Origin of the sequence: Streptococcus sp. k-378 (assembly GCF_013277505.1) — a bacterium.
Classification (GTDB): Bacteria; Bacillota; Bacilli; order Lactobacillales; family Streptococcaceae; genus Streptococcus; species Streptococcus pseudopneumoniae.
Window position 1 is genome coordinate 13,824 of sequence record NZ_VMNC01000070.1, and the last position, 19,624, is coordinate 33,447.

General features: G+C 41.5%; 16 protein-coding genes and 3 pseudogenes. 12 read left to right on the forward strand and 7 right to left on the reverse strand.

Translation table 11 applies throughout. The features are described 5' to 3' along the window. Positions 1-11: 11 nt before the first annotated feature. From HT719_RS07605 to HT719_RS07635, 7 genes are all read left to right on the forward strand, one after another. Entirely contained in the window at positions 12-752 is a 741-nt protein-coding gene (locus HT719_RS07605; RefSeq protein ID WP_000406237.1) for a Stp1/IreP family PP2C-type Ser/Thr phosphatase, read from the forward strand. Continuing rightward, positions 749-2,728, forward strand: coding sequence for a serine/threonine-protein kinase StkP (gene stkP, locus HT719_RS07610; RefSeq protein ID WP_172928756.1), 1,980 nt, complete (start codon positions 749-751; stop codon positions 2,726-2,728). Before HT719_RS07605 ends, stkP begins: the two co-directional genes overlap by 4 nt. Positions 2,729-2,842: 114 nt before the next feature. Next, positions 2,843-3,601, forward strand: coding sequence for a threonine/serine exporter family protein (locus tag HT719_RS07615; RefSeq protein ID WP_000392948.1), 759 nt, complete (start codon positions 2,843-2,845; stop codon positions 3,599-3,601). 1 nt (position 3,602) lies between these two features. Next, complete coding sequence (locus HT719_RS07620) at positions 3,603-4,052, forward strand: threonine/serine exporter family protein (protein WP_172928758.1); 450 nt, start codon at positions 3,603-3,605, stop codon at positions 4,050-4,052. Between the two features lie 160 nt (positions 4,053-4,212). Next, on the forward strand, positions 4,213-4,461 hold the full coding sequence (locus HT719_RS07625) for a hypothetical protein (protein WP_025170610.1): 249 nt from the start codon (positions 4,213-4,215) through the stop codon (positions 4,459-4,461). A gap of 130 nt (positions 4,462-4,591) precedes the next feature. Beyond that, positions 4,592-5,764, forward strand: a complete 1,173-nt coding sequence (locus HT719_RS07630; protein WP_172928759.1) for a hydroxymethylglutaryl-CoA synthase — start codon at positions 4,592-4,594, stop codon at positions 5,762-5,764. Beyond that, the gene (locus HT719_RS07635) at positions 5,764-7,038 is read left to right on the forward strand and encodes a hydroxymethylglutaryl-CoA reductase, degradative (RefSeq protein WP_138703648.1); all 1,275 of its coding nucleotides are present in this window, start codon (positions 5,764-5,766) and stop codon (positions 7,036-7,038) included. Before HT719_RS07630 ends, HT719_RS07635 begins: the two co-directional genes overlap by 1 nt. 35 nt (positions 7,039-7,073) lie before the next feature. Here the strand turns inward: HT719_RS07635 and HT719_RS07640 are convergent, their stop codons facing one another. Together HT719_RS07640 and HT719_RS07645 are read right to left on the reverse strand one after the other, a co-directional pair. Continuing rightward, the gene (locus tag HT719_RS07640; RefSeq protein WP_172928760.1) at positions 7,074-8,039 is read right to left on the reverse strand and encodes a LacI family DNA-binding transcriptional regulator; all 966 of its coding nucleotides are present in this window, start codon (positions 8,037-8,039) and stop codon (positions 7,074-7,076) included. After that, entirely contained in the window at positions 8,020-9,474 is a 1,455-nt protein-coding gene (locus tag HT719_RS07645; protein ID WP_172928761.1) for a glycoside hydrolase family 32 protein, read from the reverse strand. Before HT719_RS07645 ends, HT719_RS07640 begins: the two co-directional genes overlap by 20 nt. 376 nt (positions 9,475-9,850) lie before the next feature. Between HT719_RS07645 and HT719_RS07650 the strand changes: the two genes are divergently transcribed. Then, complete coding sequence (locus tag HT719_RS07650) at positions 9,851-11,734, forward strand: sucrose-specific PTS transporter subunit IIBC (protein ID WP_188108546.1); 1,884 nt, start codon at positions 9,851-9,853, stop codon at positions 11,732-11,734. Positions 11,735-11,998: 264 nt separating this feature from the next. Continuing rightward, a complete protein-coding gene (gene scrK / locus HT719_RS07655) occupies positions 11,999-12,886 on the forward strand; it encodes a fructokinase ScrK (RefSeq protein WP_000164310.1) in 888 nt (295 codons plus the stop codon). A 319-nt stretch (positions 12,887-13,205) separates the two neighbouring features. On the opposite strand, the gene HT719_RS07660 is transcribed toward scrK, so the two are convergent. Together HT719_RS07660 and HT719_RS07665 are read right to left on the reverse strand one after the other, a co-directional pair. Beyond that, positions 13,206-13,823: a TVP38/TMEM64 family protein gene (locus tag HT719_RS07660; RefSeq protein ID WP_119919497.1), complete on the reverse strand. Its 618-nt coding sequence runs from the start codon at positions 13,821-13,823 to the stop codon at positions 13,206-13,208. 399 nt (positions 13,824-14,222) lie between these two features. Further along, a pseudogene (locus tag HT719_RS07665) lies at positions 14,223-14,531 on the reverse strand (IS30 family transposase); the annotation flags it as partial. Positions 14,532-15,020: 489 nt separating this feature from the next. Here HT719_RS07665 and HT719_RS07670 point away from each other — a divergent pair. The 3 genes and pseudogenes from HT719_RS07670 to HT719_RS11655 form a co-directional block, all read left to right on the forward strand. Beyond that, the gene (locus HT719_RS07670; protein ID WP_023934336.1) at positions 15,021-15,932 is read left to right on the forward strand and encodes an ABC transporter ATP-binding protein; all 912 of its coding nucleotides are present in this window, start codon (positions 15,021-15,023) and stop codon (positions 15,930-15,932) included. Next, positions 15,911-17,110 carry an ABC transporter permease gene (locus tag HT719_RS07675; protein WP_000528826.1) on the forward strand — a complete coding sequence of 400 codons (1,200 nt, stop codon included), beginning with the start codon at positions 15,911-15,913 and terminating at the stop codon, positions 17,108-17,110. Before HT719_RS07670 ends, HT719_RS07675 begins: the two co-directional genes overlap by 22 nt. 587 nt (positions 17,111-17,697) lie before the next feature. Further along, positions 17,698-17,847: pseudogene (locus HT719_RS11655) on the forward strand (IS630 family transposase); the annotation flags it as partial. A gap of 120 nt (positions 17,848-17,967) precedes the next feature. On the opposite strand, the gene HT719_RS07680 reads toward HT719_RS11655, so the two are convergent. From HT719_RS07680 to HT719_RS07690, 3 genes and pseudogenes are all read right to left on the reverse strand, one after another. Beyond that, a complete protein-coding gene (locus tag HT719_RS07680) occupies positions 17,968-18,663 on the reverse strand; it encodes an LrgB family protein (RefSeq protein WP_001288944.1) in 696 nt (231 codons plus the stop codon). Beyond that, complete coding sequence (locus HT719_RS07685; protein WP_000781328.1) at positions 18,660-19,034, reverse strand: CidA/LrgA family protein; 375 nt, start codon at positions 19,032-19,034, stop codon at positions 18,660-18,662. Before HT719_RS07685 ends, HT719_RS07680 begins: the two co-directional genes overlap by 4 nt. Before the next feature lie 184 nt (positions 19,035-19,218). Beyond that, positions 19,219-19,521, reverse strand: a pseudogene (locus tag HT719_RS07690) (ATP-binding cassette domain-containing protein); the annotation flags it as partial. Between the last annotated feature and the right edge of the window lie 103 nt (positions 19,522-19,624).

Genomic DNA, 19,624 nt, shown 5'->3' on the forward strand with positions numbered 1-19,624 from the left:
GGAACTGACACATGGAAATTTCATTATTAACAGATGTTGGTCAGAAACGGACAAATAACCAAGACTATGTCAACCACTATGTCAATAGAGCTGGACGTACTATGATTATTTTAGCTGATGGGATGGGAGGTCATCGCGCAGGGAATATCGCTAGTGAAATGGCGGTAACAGACCTAGGTATAGCTTGGGTTGATACCCAAATCGATACAGTCAATGAAGTGCGTGAATGGTTCGCCCATTACCTAGAAATTGAAAATCAAAAGATTCACCAGCTTGGTCAGGATGAAGCTTACAGAGGTATGGGAACTACTTTGGAAGTCCTTGCTATTATCGATAATCAGGCTATCTATGCTCATATTGGTGATTCGCGTATCGGCTTGATTCGTGGAGAAGAATACCATCAGTTGACGAGCGACCATTCTTTGGTCAATGAATTACTCAAGGCTGGTCAATTGACACCAGAAGAGGCAGAAGCTCATCCGCAAAAAAATATTATCACCCAGTCTATTGGGCAAAAAGATGAAATTCAGCCTGATTTTGGGACAGTGATCCTTGAGTCAGGTGACTATCTCTTGCTCAATAGTGACGGCTTGACCAACATGATTTCAGGCAGTGAGATTCGTGATATTGTAACCAGTGATATTCCTTTAGCAGATAAAACGGAGACACTTGTTCGTTTTGCTAACAATGCAGGAGGTTTAGACAACATTACGGTTGCCCTTGTTTCTATGAACGAGGAGGATGCAGAATGATCCAAATCGGCAAGATTTTTGCCGGACGCTATCGGATTGTCAAACAGATTGGTCGAGGAGGCATGGCAGATGTTTACTTAGCCAAAGATTTGATTCTAGACGGGGAAGAAGTGGCAGTGAAGGTTCTGAGGACCAACTACCAGACGGACCCGATAGCTGTAGCTCGTTTTCAGCGTGAAGCGAGAGCTATGGCAGATTTAGACCATCCTCATATCGTTCGGATAACAGATATTGGTGAGGAAGACGGTCAACAGTACCTAGCTATGGAGTATGTGGCTGGACTTGACCTTAAACGCTATATCAAGGAACATTATCCTTTCTCTAATGAAGAAGCCGTCCGTATTATGGGACAAATCCTCCTAGCTATGCGTTTGGCCCATACCAGAGGAATTGTCCATAGGGACTTGAAACCTCAAAATATCCTCTTGACACCAGATGGGACTGTCAAGGTTACAGACTTTGGGATTGCCGTAGCCTTTGCTGAGACGAGTCTGACTCAGACTAACTCGATGCTGGGTTCGGTGCATTACTTGTCACCAGAGCAGGCGCGTGGCTCTAAGGCGACTGTACAAAGTGATATCTATGCCATGGGGATTATCTTCTATGAGATGCTGACAGGCCATATCCCTTATGACGGGGATAGCGCTGTGACCATCGCCCTCCAGCATTTCCAAAAACCACTGCCGTCCGTTATTGCTGAGAATCCATCTGTGCCCCAGGCTTTGGAGAATGTTGTTATCAAGGCAACTGCTAAGAAATTGACAGATCGCTATAAATCAGTTGCTGAAATGTATGTGGATTTGTCTAGTAGTTTGTCTTATAATCGTCGTAATGAACCAAAGCTGGTCTTTGACGATGCGACTAAGGCGGACACCAAGACTCTACCAAAAGTATCCCAGAGCACCTTGACTTCGATTCCTAAGGTTCAATCGCAGACAGAACACAAACCAATCAAAAAAACAAGTCAGGCTGTGACAGAGGAAACTTACCAACCACAAGCACCGAAAAAACGTAGATTTAAGATGCGTTATCTGATTTTTTTGGCCAGCATTGTATTGGTGGCAGCTTCTCTTATTTGGATACTATCCAGAACTCCTGCAACCATTGCCATTCCAGATGTGGCAGGTCAGACAGTTGCGGAAGCCAAGGAAACCCTCAAGAAAGCCAATTTTGAGATTGGAGAGGAGAAGTCAGAGGCTAGTGAAAAGGTGGAGGAAGGGCGGATTATCCGTACAGATCCTGGCGCTGGAACTGGTCGAAAAGAAGGAACGAAAATCAATTTGGTTGTCTCATCAGGCAAACAATCCTTCCAAATTAGTAATTATGTCGGCCGGAAATCCTCTGATGTCATTGCGGAATTAAAAGAGAAAAAAGTTCCAGATAATTTGATTAAAATTGAGGAAGAAGAGTCGAATGAGAGTGAGGCTGGAACGGTCATGAAGCAAAGTCTACCAGAAGGTACGACCTATGACTTAAGCAAGGCAACTCAAATTGTCTTGACAGTAGCTAAAAAAGCTACGAAGATTCAATTAGGGAACTATATTGGACGGAAATCCTCTGATGTCATTGCGGAATTAAAAGAGAAAAAAGTTCCAGATAATTTGATTAAGATAGAGGAAGAAGAGTCCAGCGAAAGCGAACCAGGAACGATTATGAAACAAAGTCCAGGTGCCGGAACGACTTATGATGTGAATAAACCTACCCAAATCGTCTTGACAGTAGCTAAAAAAGTTACAAGTGTTGCCATGCCGAGCTACATTGGTTCCAGCTTGGAGTTTACTAAGAATAATTTGATTCAAATTGTTGGGATTAAGGAAGCCAATATTGAAGTTGTAGAAGTGTCGACAGCTCCCGCTGGAACTGCTGAAGGTACAGTCGTTGAACAAAGTCCTAGAGCAGGTGAAAAGGTAGACCTCAATAAGACTAGAGTCAAGATTTCAATCTACAAACCTAAAACAAGTTCAGCTACTCCTTAAAATCAGATGGATAATCAAAATGAGTAATCAATCTTTGTCATGATTTCATGGCAAAGATTTTTTTTGACTCCAGATTTGTGATAAAATAGAGGGAGTTGATAAAAGGAGGAACGCATGGAAGAATCAAGAGAATTAAATGCCGTCATCGATGTGATTATGCTAGCGGGGACTATTCTCCTTAAAAGTGGTTCAGAGATTCATCGCGTAGAAGATACCATGATTCGGATTGCGCATTCGCAGGGGATTGTGGATTGCAATGTCCTTGCCATGCCTGCCGCTATCTTTTTCTCTATTGAAAATACCAATATTTCGCGCATGAAGCGGGTGACCTCCTCTTCTTATAACATCGAAAAAGTCTGCGATGTGAACCAGATTTCTCGTCAGCTGGTTGGGGGGCAGATTGATTTAGAAACAGCCTTTAAGCAATTGACGGCCTTGCAGGCCCAACCCCTTCCCTATACTAAGTTGCAGGTAACTCTGGCTGCGACCTTAAGTGCTCCTTTCTTTTCGGTTATGTTTAGTGGAAATATCTACGACGCACTTGGGGCAGGAGTGGCGACCTTATTTGGTTTTGCCTTTTCCCTCTATGTGGAGAAGTTTATCCGAATTCCCTTTGTGACAGCCTTTGCTGGGGCCTTCGTCTTTGGAATGATTGCCCAGTTTTGGGCTCGCTACACAGGCTTTCCTTCAACGGCAGACTTGATTATAGCTGGTGCGGTCATGCCGTTTGTTCCAGGAATTGCCTTGACCAATGCGGTTCGTGATATTATGACCAACCACATAAACTCTGGTATGAGCAAGATGTTTGAATCCCTGCTCATTACCCTTGCTTTAGGGGCAGGAACTTCTGTCGCCTTGGTATTGATGAACTAATATGACACTAATAGCCTTTTTATTACAAGCAGTAGCAAGTCTTCTTGCTATTATTACCTTTCTAATCGTACTCAATGTTCAGCGGTCCATGCTCTTACCAGGAGGAATTTTGGGCATGGCTGTCTGGCTAGTCTATCTCTTGCTCAAGGAACCGACCAATGTTATTGTGGCTACTTTTATTGCAGCCATTATAGGTTCTTGTGTCAGCCAGATTTTAAGTATTCTTTATAAGACTCCTGCTGTGGTCTTTATCTTAGCAATCTTGGCACCCTTGGTTCCGGGTTATCTCTCCTATCGGACAACTGCCTTTTTTGTGACAGGGGACTATAATAAAGCGCTGGCAAGTGCAACATTAGTTGTTATGCTGGCTCTGGTCATTTCCATTGGAATGGCTAGCGGAACAGTGATTCTCAGACTGTATCATTATATAAAAACACATCGAGTATCGTAGACTTTACAGAAATAAAAGAATTTTCTGAAAAATGAGATAAATATAGTGACAAGGCTTTCTATGTATGCTATTCTCTCTATATAAAGGAGGAAAAATCATGAAAAAATCACTATTTTCCTTATTGTCTGTAAGTCTACTGACTTTGTTGCTTATCCCAGTCATGGTTTCTAGTTTGGGTTCAGAGTTTCAAAGTGGATTACAAGAGCATCAGTTGATTGCCGAAAAGGTTAGTAAAACACTTGACAAGACATTTGATAAGGATGTCAGAGAAATTCCGACCAGTCAGTTTTATCAAGAATTTGTAGATGAGATGGGAAGGACTTACTCAGGAAATTTAATCCTCCAGGAACTGATAACTGAGAATGGGGCTTATAAAGCTACTTATATCGGTGAACTCTCTAGCAACTAATCATTCTTTGAAATTATGACCAATAAGAGGCTTGATTTGGTGAATCAAGTCTTTTTTATCTCTTTTACTGCCATTTGTGATAAAATAGTACCGAACGATTTTTTACATGAATGATAAAACAGAGGTAAATATGACAATCGGTATTGATAAGATTGGTTTTGCGACCAGTCAATATGTCTTGAAGTTACAAGACTTAGCAGAAGCGAGGGGAATTGACCCTGAAAAATTAAGCAAAGGACTCTTACTCGAGGAATTGAGTATTGCGCCCTTAACTGAGGACATCGTGACCTTGGCGGCCAGTGCTAGTGACTTTATTTTAACTGAGCAAGAAAGAGCAGAAATTGACATGGTCATTGTGGCGACCGAGTCAGGAATTGACCAGAGTAAGGCTGCAGCCGTCTTTGTGCATGGCTTGCTGGGTATTCAGCCCTTTGCGCGTAGTTTCGAGATTAAAGAAGCCTGCTATGGAGCGACAGCTGCCCTTCATTATGCCAAATTGCATGTGGAAAATTCTCCAGAGTCCAAGGTCTTGGTCATTGCCAGTGATATTGCCAAGTACGGTATTGAAACTTCAGGAGAACCAACTCAAGGTGCTGGAAGTGTGGCCATGTTGATTACACAAAATCCACGCATGATGGCCTTTAATAATGACAATGTTGCTCAAACCCGTGACATCATGGATTTTTGGCGTCCAAATTACTCGACAACTCCTTATGTAAATGGTGTCTATTCTACCCAACAATATTTGGATAGTTTGAAAACGACTTGGCTTGAATATCAAAAACGCTACCAGCTTACTTTGGATGATTTTGCGGCTGTTTGTTTCCATTTGCCTTATCCCAAATTAGCCTTAAAAGGTTTGAAAAAAATCATGGATAAGAGCCTGCCTCAAGAGAAAAAAGACCTCTTGCAAAAGCATTTTGACCAGTCTATTCTTTACAGTCAAAAGGTGGGGAATATCTACACAGGTTCACTTTTCCTTGGGCTTCTGTCTCTCTTGGAAAATACAGATAGCTTGAAGGCTGGGGATAAAATCGCCCTTTATAGTTACGGAAGTGGTGCTGTAGCTGAGTTCTTCAGCTGTGAATTGGTTGAAGGTTATGAAGCTTATCTGGATAAAGACCGCTTGAACAAGCTCAACCAACGAACTGCCTTATCTGTTGCAGACTATGAAAAAGTCTTCTTTGAAGAAGTAGACTTAGATGAAACAAATTCTGCTCAGTTTGCTGGCTATGAAAATCAAGATTTTGCCTTGGTTGAAATTGTTGATCACCAACGCCGTTATAGCAAGGTTGAAAAATAATGAAGATAAGTTGGAATGGATTTTCTAAAAAATCATACCAAGAGCGCCTCGAGCTGTTAAAAGCTCAGGCGTTCCTTAGTCCTGAGAGGCAAGAGAGTTTAGAGCAGGATGAACAGATGAGTGTAACTGTGGCAGACCAGCTGAGTGAGAATGTGGTGGGAACTTTTTCTCTGCCTTATTCGCTGGTCCCAGAGGTTCTCGTTAACGGTCAGGAATACACAGTTCCCTATGTGACAGAAGAACCGTCCGTGGTTGCTGCGGCCAGCTATGCTAGTAAAATCATCAAGCGAGCAGGTGGCTTTACTGCTCAGGTTCATGAGCGCCAGATGATTGGACAGGTAGCCCTTTATCAAGTTGCTGACCCTGAACAAGCGCAAGAGAAGATTGCCAGCAAGAAAGCAGAGCTCCTAGAACTTGCCAATCAAGCCTATCCTTCTATCGTTAAACGTGGAGGTGGGGCGCGTGATCTGCATGTCGAGCAGATAAAAGGCGAACCAGACTTTCTCGTTGTTTATATTCATGTCGATACCCAGGAAGCCATGGGTGCCAATATGCTCAACACCATGCTGGAAGCCTTGAAACCAGTCTTAGAAGAACTCAGTCAGGGACAGAGTCTCATGGGAATCCTGTCCAACTACGCAACTGATTCTCTGGTGACTGCAAGCTGTCGCATCGCCTTTCGCTACTTGATCCGCCAAAAGGAGCAAGGACGAGAAATTGCAGAGAAGATAGCCTTGGCTAGTCAGTTTGCGCAAGCTGATCCTTATCGAGCGGCTACCCACAATAAAGGGATTTTTAACGGTATTGATGCCATTTTGATTGCCACTGGTAATGACTGGCGTGCCATTGAGGCGGGGGCTCATGCCTTTGCTAGTCGAGACGGGCGCTATCAAGGTCTCAGTCGCTGGACGCTGGATCTTGAAAGAGAAGAATTGGTCGGTGAGATGACCTTACCCATGCCTGTAGCGACCAAGGGTGGCTCTGTTGGTCTCAACCCTCGTGTAGCTCTCAGTCATGAATTATTGGGAAATCCTTCTGCCAAAGAATTAGCCCAGATTATCGTGTCTATCGGGCTTGCCCAAAATTTTGCGGCCCTCAAAGCCTTGGTGAGTACAGGGATTCAGCAAGGCCACATGAAATTGCAGGCTAAATCTTTGGCACTTCTCGCAGGTGCTAGTGAATCCGAAGTTGCTCCCCTAGTCGAGCGCCTCATCGCAGATAAAACCTTTAACCTAGAGACAGCCCAGCGCTACCTAGAAAATTTAAGATCATAAAAACTCAGACGAATTCGGTCTGAGTTTTCTTGTATTTAAATACTTTTTCCTGGTAAAAGAGTAACTGGCAAAAAGTAACCAGTTGTGGTGACTTCCTTGCCTTCGATTTTTTGCAAGAGGAGGTCAACAGTGAGGCAGGCAATTTCTTCCATAGGTTGCTTGATGGTAGCCAATTGAGGGTAGTAATTTTCGATAAAGTAAGTCCCATCATAGCCGATGACCTTGAGCTCTTCAGGGACAGAAATGCCCAGTTCTTGAGCAATTTTAATGACTAGAATAGCAGTTAAGTCATCTGAAGCAAAGATGGCATCTGGCTCTTGTTGAGTTAAGATATTCTTGATTTCTATTTCTTTTCTGACGGGAGAAAAGTCACTGGAAACATTGATAATAGGAGCTTGGGGGAGTACAGATGCAAAACCAGCGTGGCGTAGTCCAGTTGGCGAATTGGAATTGTCATTCCCTGTAATCATGATGATAGATTGGGCGCCTGTCTTAACCAAAGTCTGGGCAGCAAGAACCCCACCAGCATAGTTGTCAGAGGAGACGACAGGGATGTCTGGCGATAGGTTTCGGTCAAAGGAAATAATCGGCGCTGTCACACGATTGTAGTCTTCGATTCCTAGGTTGTGACTACCAGAAATGATGCCGTCCACCTGATTGGCTTCCAACATTTCGATGTATTCGCGTTCCTTCTCAGAATCATGTTCACTGTTGCAGATGATGGTCTTGTAACCATTTTTGAAGAGTTGGTGTTCCAATTTATCAATCAATTCTGCATAGAAAACATTGGAAATATTAGGGAAAATCAAGCCGATTAACTTAGCTGATTTTCCTTGCAGACTACGAGCCAGGTTGTTGGGTTTATAGCCCAATTCTCGCATGGCTTCATTGACTTTTTGGATGGTTTTCTCAGATAGATACCCTTTTTTATTGATAACCCGAGAAACGGTAGTAGGACTGACGCCTGCAAGTTTGGCGACATCAGTTAGTTTTGCGACCATAATCTAATTCATAGTAAGTTCCAGTTGGGTTTCCAGATTTGATCAGGATACCATTTTGGTCCGCATGTGGGAAGACACGACCAGAAAATACTTTTTCTCCTTTATTGATGAAAATTTCAAAGACAGAGTTATCGATGAAGATTGTAGCAGTAGTAGCCTGATTCTCGATAGGGCAAGAACGAGTTGTCCCAAATTCTTGGGCATACTGTTCTCCAGCCTGGCTACGATCCACTGTCACTTGACCGTTTACAAGGTCAAAGTTGATTGAAAGTCCCTTACCTTCTTTATCAGCAAGTAAGACAATCTCGCTCTGGCTATTAGCTTCCAAGTTGAGTTCAAGTTCGTAAGTGTTCTTGGTTTGGGAACGGTTTGAGAAGGCTTCTTCAGAAGCACGAAGGTCCTTAATAGCAGCGACTGGATACTGGTAGAGCTTGTCGTCTTTGATAGTGAGTTCCTTGACCAAAGAGAAGGTTCCTTGGTGATCAAAACAGTCAGATGGGTAAGAAACATCTGGCAAACCAAGCCAGCTAACTGCTAGAGCACGCCCATCAGGAGCGTTGAAGGCTTGAGTTGCATAGGCTTCGAAACCGTAATCCATGTTTTGAAGTTGAGACACATCTACCATTTTGGCATTTTTAGGGTCAAAGGAAGCCCCAATCTTATACATATTTGGAAAGATATTATCGTAGTCTAGAACTTTCTTATCCAATCCTTGTGGACAGTAGAGAAGGACAGGCTGTTCCTCTACAAAGACCAGATTAGGACATTCCATCATGTAGGCAGTACGGTCGTTAGCAAAGTCAAGGTCGCCAACTGCTTGCCAGTTTGTGTAGTCGTTATTGACAGCCTTGTAGAGACGGACGAAGCCTTTTTTCTCCAAGTTCTGTCCACCGACGATGGCATAGTATTGACCTTTAAAATTAAAAATTTGTGGATCGCGGAAGTGGTCAGTAGAGTCTGCTGGCTGGTCAATCAAGATCTTGTCAATCTTTGTAATCTTACCCTCCTTGTCCATCAAAGCACCGATTTGGTATGGGTGACGGATCCAGTTTTCATCGCGAACATTTCCTGTATAAAATAGGAATAAGTTATCGCCAAATTGCATGGCAGAACCAGAGTAGGCACCGTGACTATCTAATGGAGTATCTGGCAAAACTTTGACTCCAGTTTCTCTAAAGTGAACCAAATCATCACTTTCTAGCTGTGCCCAAGATTTTAAACCGTGGGCTGCACCAAAAGGAAAATTCTGGTAAAAGAGGATCCACTTGCCATCAAAGTAAGAAAAGCCATTTGGGTCGTTGAGAAGTCCTGTTTTTGGCTCAACATGGTAATGAGTATGCCATGGAGATTGTGCCATATTTTCCTTTATATGTTGAATTTCTTCTTGCGTCCAATCTTGATAAAGTCTGTAACGACGCTCAGTTGTCCATTCCATTCATTCCTCCAAAAATCTTATCACTTTTAATAGTAACTGTTTTCGATAAAAAATGCAAGCCTTTTATATTAAAAAAGAGAAAAAACTGTCAAACGATTATCATAAAATAAATACAGGAAATCAATCAAATTTTTACGAAAATGTGAAAGATAATGAAATAAAAGACTTTTTAATCAAGGTTTCAAACTTATTTTTCAAGGAATCCCTGATGAAACAGTCAAAAACAATCAATCTAAAGCTTGCCCGCTAAGTGGATAGAATATTTTTTCTGCAAAACGCTTGACATATTTTTAAAACATGATAAAATAATAGTCGTAAGGGCGAATAAAATCGCTTTCAAACAAGAACAAAATGTTATATAAGGAGATTTTTGCAAATGAACAATCAGGAAATTGCAAAAAAAGTCATCGATGCCTTGGGCGGACGTGAAAATGTCAATAGTGTTGCCCACTGTGCGACTCGTCTACGTGTCATGGTCAAAGATGAGGGGAAAATCAATAAAGAAGTAATTGAGAATTTGGAAAAAGTTCAAGGTGCTTTCTTTAACTCAGGTCAATACCAAATCATCTTTGGTACTGGTACCGTTAACAAAATGTACGATGAAGTTGTTGCACTTGGTTTGTCAACATCATCTAAAGATGACATGAAAGCAGAAGCTGCTAAACAAGGGAATTGGTTCCAACGTGCTATCCGTACTTTCGGTGACGTTTTCGTTCCAATCATCCCAGTTATCGTAGCGACAGGTCTCTTCATGGGTGTGCGTGGTCTCTTGACTGCTCTTGGAATGACACTTCCAGCTGACGTGACAACTTACACTCAAATCTTGACAGATACAGCCTTCATTATCTTACCAGGTTTAGTTGTTTGGTCAACCTTCCGTGTATTCGGTGGAAATCCTGCCGTTGGTATCGTTCTTGGTATGATGCTTGTTTCTGGCTCACTTCCAAACGCTTGGGCGGTTGCTTCAGGTGGTGAAGTAACAGCGATGAACTTCTTTGGTTTCATCCCTGTTGTTGGTTTGCAAGGTTCAGTTCTTCCAGCCTTCATCATCGGGGTTGTCGGAGCTAAATTTGAAAAAGCTGTCCGCAAGGGTGTTCCAGATGTGATTGACCTCTTGGTAACACCATTCGTGACACTTTTGGTTATGTCTATCCTTGGACTCTTTGTCATTGGACCAGTATTCCACGTCGTTGAAAACTACATCCTTATCGCTACAAAAGCGATCCTCAACATGCCATTTGGTCTTGGTGGTTTCTTGATTGGTGGGGTTCACCAATTGATCGTCGTGTCAGGTGTGCACCATATCTTCAACTTGCTTGAAGTTCAATTGCTTGCTGCTGACCATGCTAACCCATTCAACGCTATTATCACTGCGGCTATGACAGCTCAAGGTGCTGCGACTGTTGCGGTTGGTGTTAAAACAAAAAATCCAAAACTGAAAACACTTGCTTTCCCGGCTGCTCTTTCTGCCTTCCTAGGTATTACAGAGCCTGCTATCTTCGGGGTAAACTTGCGCTTCCGTAAACCATTCTTCCTTTCATTGATTGCTGGTGCAATCGGTGGTGGATTGGCTTCTATCCTTGGACTTGCTGGTACTGGTAATGGTATCACCATCATCCCTGGTACAATGCTTTATGTTGGTAACGGACAACTTGCCCAATACCTTCTTATGGTAGCTGTATCATTTGCCCTTGGTTTTGCTCTTACTTACATGTTTGGTTACGAAGATGAAGTAGACGCAACTGCAGCTGCAAAACCAGCTGAAGTGGCTGAAGAAAAAGAAGAAGTTGTGCCAGCAGTTCTTCAAAATGAAACACTTGTAACTCCTATCGTCGGTGATGTTGTCGCTCTTGCTGATGTCAATGACCCAGTCTTCTCGAGTGGAGCTATGGGACAAGGTATCGCTGTGAAACCTAGCCAAGGAGTGGTATATGCACCAGCTGATGCTGAAGTTTCAATTGCCTTTCCAACAGGACACGCTTTTGGTTTGAAAACAAGAAATGGTGCTGAAGTTTTGATCCACGTTGGTATTGACACTGTGTCTATGAACGGTGACGGTTTTGAAGCAAAAGTTGCTCAAGGTGATAAGGTTAAAGTTGGCGATGTTCTTGGAACATTTGACTCAAACAAAATCGCTTCAGCTGGACTTGATGATACAACAATGCTTATCGTTACAAATACAGCTGACTATGCTTCAGTAGCTCCAGTCGCAACAGGTTCAGTTGCTAAGGGTGATGCTGTGATCGAAGTGAAAATCTAATACTCTTCAAAAATCTCTTCAAATGGCGTCAGTCTTATCGGCAAACTCAAAACAGTGTTTTGAGCTGCCTTCGGCTAGCTTCCTAGTTTGCTCTTTGATTTTCATTGAGAGTACAATATTCCCTCTCACAATGAAAACGAACAAATGACATGTTTGTTCGTTTTTGCTTGAATGGTAAGATTTACAGAGGAAAATCTAAAAAATAGAGAAATTTAGACTTTCGAAATATGCTATAATAAAGAAAATAAAAACAAGAGGTTTATCATGACAAAATTATATGGAAGCTTGGAAGCAGGCGGTACAAAGTTTGTCTGTGCTGTCGGTGATGAAAACTTTAACGTTGTAGAAAAAACACAATTTCCAACAACAACTCCAATCGAAACAATCGATAAAACCATCGAGTTCTTCTCAAAATTCGATAACCTTGCTGGTCTTGCAGTTGGTTCATTTGGTCCGATTGATATTGATAAAAACTCAAAAACTTATGGCTTTATCACAACAACTCCAAAACCAAACTGGGCAAATGTGGACTTGCTTGGGGCTCTTCGTCGCGCCCTCAACGTGCCAATGTACTTCACAACAGACGTAAACAGCTCTGCTTATGGTGAAGTGGTTGCCCGTAACAATGCTGGTGGTCGTATCGAAAACTTGGTTTACTACACAATCGGTACAGGTATCGGTGCAGGTGTCATCCAACGTGGTGAGTTTATCGGTGGTGTGGGTCACCCTGAAATGGGTCATTATTATGTTGCTAGACACCCAATGGATATTGAAAAAGAGTTTAAGGGTGTTTGTCCTTTCCATAAGGGATGTCTGGAAGGCTATGCAGCTGGTCCAAGTTTGGAAGCTCGTACAGGTGTTCGTGGGGAAAATATTGAACTCAATAACCCTGTTTGGGATGTCCAAGCCTACTATATCGCTCAAGCTGCGGTTAATGCGACAGTGACTTTCCGCCCAGACGTGATTGTCTTTGGTGGAGGGGTCATGGCTCAACAACATATGCTGGACCGTGTCCGTGAGAAATTTACATCTCTTCTTAATGGTTACCTACCAGTACCAGATGTGCGTGACTATATCGTGACGCCAGCAGTCGCAGGAAATGGTTCTGCCACACTTGGGAACTTTGTTCTTGCAAAAGAAGTTTCAAAATAAAGCACAAAATCCGCTTGGGAAACCAAACGGATTTTGTGGTTGCAAATAATATTTTTGAGCCTTTCCTTAAGTGATTACGGACGGTAGCGACTCTCTTCGAAATTCCATACCTAAACTTTGAGCCTAATGTCTCAAAGTTTCCGAATATCTGAAATCATTAGATTTCAGGCGTTTCTATCACGGCGGAAAGGCTAGGTAAGTCCTCGCCTTACTATCGAAAAATATGCATGATTTCCATACCAAAGTATATTTAGTATTAAGCTATAGTTAATCTACGCTTTAAAAATCCACTTGGGAAACCAAACGGATTTTTTACGTGTCAAAGCATTTGCCAGAAGAAGTCGATAATATAGGTCAGACCGTAGGTATAAACCACGAGGGTAAAGGGCTTGGTTAGAATGATGATGGTCATATAGCGCTTGAAACTCATCTTGGTCAGGGCAGCCAGCATACAGAGAAAGTCAGCTGGACTAATGGGCCAAATCATCATAAAGATAAAGAAACGGTCAAAACGATTGCCCTTGTCCAACCAGCCGATGTACTTGTCATAGGTGCGCTTGCTGACGACAGACTGGACAAAGGCAGCTCCGTAGAGGCGCACCAGATAAAAGATAATGGCACAGCCAATGACAATGCCGATATAGTTGTAGATAGTCCCGATGATGTGACCGTAGATAAAGACCCCAGCCACCGAGGTCAAGGCTCCTGGAATGATAGGGACGACCGTCTGTAAAATCTGTAAAAAAATAAAGAGAGGTGGCCCCCAGATGCCTGCCTGCTGGATAAAGGCAGAGAGGGTTTCCTTGGACTGTAAAATCCCAGCCTGATAAGCCCAAATACAGAAAATCAAACTCCCAATCCCACCGACAATCGATGAGATATTGATAAGGTGCTGCAGAAGGGGAGAAACAGCTTTCATTTGTTTATCCTGTGACATGTAAACTCCTCATAGATAGTATATTTCTACTATACCATATTTTGGAGGAGAAAGGGGGAATGAGTGTTTTTGATAAGAAATAGATGGGAATACAGGTCTTCGAGACTTAGAATAGGTCTGTCAACTAAAGGTTATATGCATTCTAGGTTTCGAATAATCGCAATTCCATAAATTTAAAAGCATTCTAAGTTCGAATAGCTTATCTGATATAATTTTGAAGCATTCGAGCTTTCGAATAGTCATCTTCTCTAAAGTTTAGATGTGTTCTGAAGCTAGAAAGACTAAAACCTAAAAATAATAAGAGTTTCTCTGATGGACGTAATTTATGTCTAGTATGAATCTTTTGAATCGTTAGTTAATTTTAATATTAATCAGTTCTGAAATAATTACTAAATATAGTTAGATGGTGAATGAATTATTGCTAAATTTCAAGTTCAAGTTAGTCATCCAGAAGTCTTCTCTGGAGGACTTGTAGTTCAAGCATTTTTTAGGATAATTGTTCATCCACTTTTCGATGAATGCAATTTCTTTGGGAGTCGTTTTCTTAGTTCCCTTAGGCTTAGGTAACCATTTACGAATGAGCTTGTTGCGATTCTCATTAGTTCCCCTTTCCCAAGAGGCATAGGGATGTGCATAGTAGATATGTTCCTTAGAAAACATATGGGACAAGCGGTTGAATTCCGCTCCGTCCATTAGTAGATAAAGGATTACTCCTTCTTGAAATGACAGATGAACTTGTTTTTTATAAAAAATGTTGTCTGAAACTATTCGCTTTTTTCCAGAAATTTTAGAGGAAGAAAATTTTATGAGGAAAAAGGAGTTACTCAAATAACAATTCAGGACCAAAAACTGACAGTTGAGGAGCAGAGTGGATAAATTAAGTTTGCTACTGTATAATGGATTTATCACTAATACTCTTCGAAAATCTCTTCAAACCACGTCAGCTTTGCCTTGCTGTAGATATAGTTACTGACTTCGTCAGTTNNGAGCTGACTTCGTCAGTTTTATCTGCAACCTCAAAGCTGTACTTTGAGCAGCCTACGGCTAGCTTCCTAGTTTGCTCTTTGATTTTCATTGAGTATAAAAGTGCTCCAGGCCATATTTTACATAGCATTAGTCTTCTAAAAATGGACAAAAAACATTGTAAAGGCTATCAAAAAGGAGTATAATGAGTGAAAGAAATTTCGGAGGTGAAAGATGCTAGAAGTAAGAAGTCTAGAGAAAAGTTTTGGATCCAAGCAAGTTTTGTTTGGTATTGACTTTCAAGCGCGACCAGGTCGTATTTTGGGATTAGTAGGAAAAAATGGTGCTGGGAAGACAACGATTTTCCACAGTATTTTGAAGTTTTTAGAATACCAGGGAGAAATCGGTCTGGATGGTCAGGATATTCGTCAGGAGACCTATGCTCGGATTGGTTATCTGCCTGAAGAACGCAGTCTCATGCCTAAATTGACAGTCCTTGAGCAAGTTCGCTATTTGGCGACTCTAAAAGGCATGGATGCCAAGGAAATCAAGGAAAAACTCCCTCAATGGATGAAGAGGTTGGAAGTGAAAGGGAAGCTGACAGATAAAATTAAGAGTCTGTCAAAAGGAAATCAGCAGAAGATTCAGCTCATCATTACTCTGATTCATGAGCCAGACTTGATTATCTTGGATGAGCCTTTCAGTGGATTGGACCCAGTCAATACAGAATTGCTCAAGCAAGTCATTTTTCAAGAAAAAGAACGTGGGGCAACCATTATCTTTTCTGACCATGTCATGACCAACGTCGAGGAGCTTTGTGACGATATTCTCATGATCCGAGATGGCCGTGTGGTCTTGCATGGACCAGTTCAGGATGTCCGCAATCAATACGGGAAAACGCGTCTCTTTGTTTCAAGTGAACGAAGCAAGGAAGAATTGGAAAATCTTCCTCATGTCAAACAGGTGAGCTTGACCAAACAAGGCAGTTGGAAATTGATTTTGGAGGATGAGAGCGCTGGTAGAGAACTCTTCCCAATCTTGACTCAAGGGCAATATATCGCAACCTTTGACCAACAAGCGCCAACTATCGATGAAATCTTTAAACTAGAATCAGGAGTGGAAGTATGGGAAATGTGTGGGTTGTAATCAAGGAAACCTATCTTAGACATGTCAAATCGTGGAGTTTCTTCTTTATGGTGATTTCACCGTTCCTCTTTTTAGGAATTTCTGGAGGAATTGCTTATCTCCAAGGCTCTTCAATGGCTAAAAATGATAAAGTGGCAGTAGTGACAACAGTGCCATCTGTAGCAGAAGGACTGAAGAATGTAAATGGTGTTAATTTTGACTACAAAGACGAAGCAAGTGCCAAAGAAGCGATTAAAGATGAAAAATTAAAAGGCTATCTGACTATTGACCAAGAGGATAGTGTCTTGAAGGCAGTTTATCATGGCGAAACGTCGCTTGAAAATGGAATTAAATTTGCAGTTACAGATACACTCAATGAACTGCAAAATCAGCTTAATCGTTCAACTGCTTCCTTGTCTCAAGAGCAGGAAAAACGCTTAGCGCAGACAATTCAATTCACAGAAAAGATTGATGAAGCCAAGGAAAATAAAAAGTTTATTCAAACAATTGCAGCAGGCGCCTTAGGATTCTTTCTTTATATGATTCTGATTACCTATGCGGGTGTAACAGCTCAGGAAGTTGCCAGTGAAAAAGGCACCAAAATTATGGAAGTCGTCTTTTCTAGCATAAGGGCTAGTCACTATTTCTATGCGCGGATGATGGCTCTGTTTCTGGTGATTTTAACGCATATCGGGATTTATGTGGTAGGTGGTCTGGCAGCCATTCTACTCTTTAAAGATTTGCCATTCTTGGCTCAGTCTGGTATTTTGGATCACTTGGGAGATGCTATCTCACTGAATACCTTGTTCTTTATTTTGGTCAGTCTCTTTATGTACGTCGTCTTGGCTGCCTTTCTAGGTTCTATGGTTTCTCGTCCTGAGGACTCAGGAAAAGCCTTGTCGCCTTTGATGATTTTGATTATGGGTGGTTTTTTTGGAGTGACAGCTCTAGGTGCAGCTGGTGACAATCTCATCTTGAAGATTGGTTCTTATATTCCCTTTATTTCGACCTTCTTTATGCCATTTAGAACTATTAATGGCTATGCAGGGGGAGTAGAAGCATGGATTTCACTTGCTATTACAGTGATTTTTGCGGTGGTAGCAACAGGATTTATCGGACGCATGTATGCCAGCCTAGTCCTTCAAACAGATGATTTAGGGATTTGGAAAACATTTAAACGTGCCTTATCTTATAAATAGAAGAGCCTCGCGAAAGCGAGGTTTTTTAGAGATAAAAAGAGTGGAATCACGAACCTAATTATGCACACATTATGTAAACAGGTTGCTTGAGAACTCAATTGTATAGTGAACTGAATCTGGAATAGGATAATATTGCTTCTAAAACATTCTTATAAATTGATTTGAATTCCAAAACCAGGGTGTGCAATTCTTATTTCCCATCACTTTATTTATTGATTATGATAGAACTCTTATCGGTCTGTAACAAAATTTCAATAATATAAAAACGCATCCTATCAGGACTCAACTTGATAGGATGCGTTTTTTGATTGTGAAGACTTTTCATCCAGCCTCTTTATGTGATAAAGTATCGTTAATATTCAATGAAAATCAGACTGGGAAGTTAGCGGAAGGCTCCTCGAAACATAGTTTTGAGGTTGAGGAACTGACCAAGTCAGTAACGTATACACACTAAGGACAAGCTGACGTGGTTTGAAGAGTATAAAAATCGGTTTCGTAAGCATCCAATAATAGGGTGTTTTGATAGTGTCATCATTTGGATAAGCATTATAGTATAGTGATATGAAATCAACTAAACTAAATAAGAAATATAGATTATCAAAACTCTTTGAAAAGATTGCATTAAATCTAAATAACATAGACGTCTTCAGCGTGTGCTGTCTCATCTTATGCGAAAATCTTATAAGGAGAGTATAGAAAATCTCGGTTGTAATCAACTAACTGATTGGAGAAATGTATAAATATGAGAAGTTAGACCCCCATGTCACTACCATAATGAGATTGCTCGAATTCCTTGCTTTTTATACTCAATGAAAATCAAAGAGCAAACTAGCCGCAGGCTGCTNNTTCGAAGAGTATTAACTCAATATCAAACTAGCTACGATGGGGCTGACAAAGACATAGAGAATACCAGTGACACCGATAGCCAAACCACCCATGGCTCCTGCTACAGAGCCGTATCGGAAGGCTGTTCCTGTTCCAACTGCATGGCCTGTTCCTCCAAGGGAAAGACCAACAGCTACTGGGTCGTCAATTTTCAACCACATCAAAAGGGTTGGTCCGATGACACTGGTTAAAATCCCAGTTGCCACGACTACCACCAAGGTCACGGTCGTCAGACCTTGCAATTTTTCTGTGATTCCCACTGCCATGGCGGTTGTTACTGACTTGGGAAAGAGAGAAATGGCTAGGAAAAAGTCCATACCAAAGATTTTGGCCACAAGGGCTGTGAAAGAGGTATTGACAACTACTGCTAGCAGACTACCAAAGAGAATACTCCGAGCATGGTGCTTCATCAAATGAAAACTCTTGTAAAGCGGAATCCCCAAAGCCACTGTCGACGGGACAATCAAGTTGTTCAGATAAACCCCACCTTGGTAGTAATCTTGATAAGAAATACCCGTCACCTTAAGAAAAATAATGATAAAAATAGCCGACAAAAGCAGGGGCGTTGTCAATGGATGAGGAAAACGTCTGTAAATCAACATCCCCACTAGATAAGCTAGGATAGACAGGGCAAGCCCAAATAGGGGATTGGAAACAAATTCACTCATTTGGCATCTCCTTTCTCATAATCTCCCTCAAACCGTCGTTTGATAAACTGAACTACCAAGGCTATGAGGATAATATTGACAACTGCTGCAAAAAAGACAATCAAAACAATGGGTAGGAGATAGGGAGCAATCACATCAAACTTTTCCATGATTCCTACTGCTGGCGGCAAAAAGAGAATGGTCATATTGGCCAGCAAGAAATTCCCCACCATGTTGACATGCCTAGTTCTCAACCATTTGAATTGTAGGGATAGAAAGAGAATAATCAAGCCGATAATACTGCCTGGGATGGGCAAATGAAAGAAACTGGAAATCCCCTCTCCGATTAGAGAAATCACAAAGAGAATCATTAATTGAACATATAATTTCATCCTAAACTCCACGAAATAGACTTCTTGAATACCAGTTTACTCTTTTTTCAGAAAATTTCAAGGAAATGAACAAGGGATAATGAAAATTAAAGAACAAACTAGGAAGTCAGCTGCATGTTACTCAAAGTAAAGTGTTGGGTTTGTAGGTCAAACTGACATAGTTTGAAGCGATTTTCGAAGAATATTACTTTTCTTTGCTTAAGTGAATGACTTGGTCGTAGTTTTTTAAGTCCTCTTCTGTGTAGTGGTGAATGACTTCTATGACTGTTTGAGGTAGGGAGAAGAGCAAGTCGCTAATTTTTCTGCTATTTTCCGAGTCAAGATTGGCCTTAATCTCGTCTGCTAAGATGAGTTGGCTATCATGGTAGAGGGCGCGGGCGATTTCTAGGCGTTGTTTCTCGCCACCAGACAGACTATCATTGCTGAGCGTTCGATTTTTCAAATGTTCTAAACCTGTTTTTTTGAGGATATGATTTAGCGTTTGCTTTTATCTAAAATACTTCATATAAAAATGTAAATTTTGGGGGGATATACAATTAAATGAAAATATCGTAATGACACAGATTGAAACAAAAAGCGAACAAAACAGA

Coding starts and splice junctions, on each gene's coding strand:
- HT719_RS07620 (WP_172928758.1), top strand. CDS start 3,603: ATGACACTAATAGCCTTTTTATTACAAGCAGTAGCAAGTCTTCTTGCT.
- HT719_RS07615 (WP_000392948.1), top strand. CDS start 2,843: ATGGAAGAATCAAGAGAATTAAATGCCGTCATCGATGTGATTATGCTA.
- scrK (WP_000164310.1), top strand. CDS start 11,999: ATGACAAAATTATATGGAAGCTTGGAAGCAGGCGGTACAAAGTTTGTC.
- HT719_RS07640 (WP_172928760.1), bottom strand. CDS start 8,039: ATGGTCGCAAAACTAACTGATGTCGCCAAACTTGCAGGCGTCAGTCCT.
- HT719_RS07605 (WP_000406237.1), top strand. CDS start 12: ATGGAAATTTCATTATTAACAGATGTTGGTCAGAAACGGACAAATAAC.
- HT719_RS07630 (WP_172928759.1), top strand. CDS start 4,592: ATGACAATCGGTATTGATAAGATTGGTTTTGCGACCAGTCAATATGTC.
- HT719_RS07670 (WP_023934336.1), top strand. CDS start 15,021: ATGCTAGAAGTAAGAAGTCTAGAGAAAAGTTTTGGATCCAAGCAAGTT.
- HT719_RS07685 (WP_000781328.1), bottom strand. CDS start 19,034: ATGAAATTATATGTTCAATTAATGATTCTCTTTGTGATTTCTCTAATC.
- HT719_RS07635 (WP_138703648.1), top strand. CDS start 5,764: ATGAAGATAAGTTGGAATGGATTTTCTAAAAAATCATACCAAGAGCGC.
- HT719_RS07660 (WP_119919497.1), bottom strand. CDS start 13,823: ATGTCACAGGATAAACAAATGAAAGCTGTTTCTCCCCTTCTGCAGCAC.
- HT719_RS07645 (WP_172928761.1), bottom strand. CDS start 9,474: ATGGAATGGACAACTGAGCGTCGTTACAGACTTTATCAAGATTGGACG.
- HT719_RS07675 (WP_000528826.1), top strand. CDS start 15,911: ATGGGAAATGTGTGGGTTGTAATCAAGGAAACCTATCTTAGACATGTC.
- stkP (WP_172928756.1), top strand. CDS start 749: ATGATCCAAATCGGCAAGATTTTTGCCGGACGCTATCGGATTGTCAAA.
- HT719_RS07680 (WP_001288944.1), bottom strand. CDS start 18,663: ATGAGTGAATTTGTTTCCAATCCCCTATTTGGGCTTGCCCTGTCTATC.
- HT719_RS07650 (WP_188108546.1), top strand. CDS start 9,851: ATGAACAATCAGGAAATTGCAAAAAAAGTCATCGATGCCTTGGGCGGA.
- HT719_RS07625 (WP_025170610.1), top strand. CDS start 4,213: ATGGTTTCTAGTTTGGGTTCAGAGTTTCAAAGTGGATTACAAGAGCAT.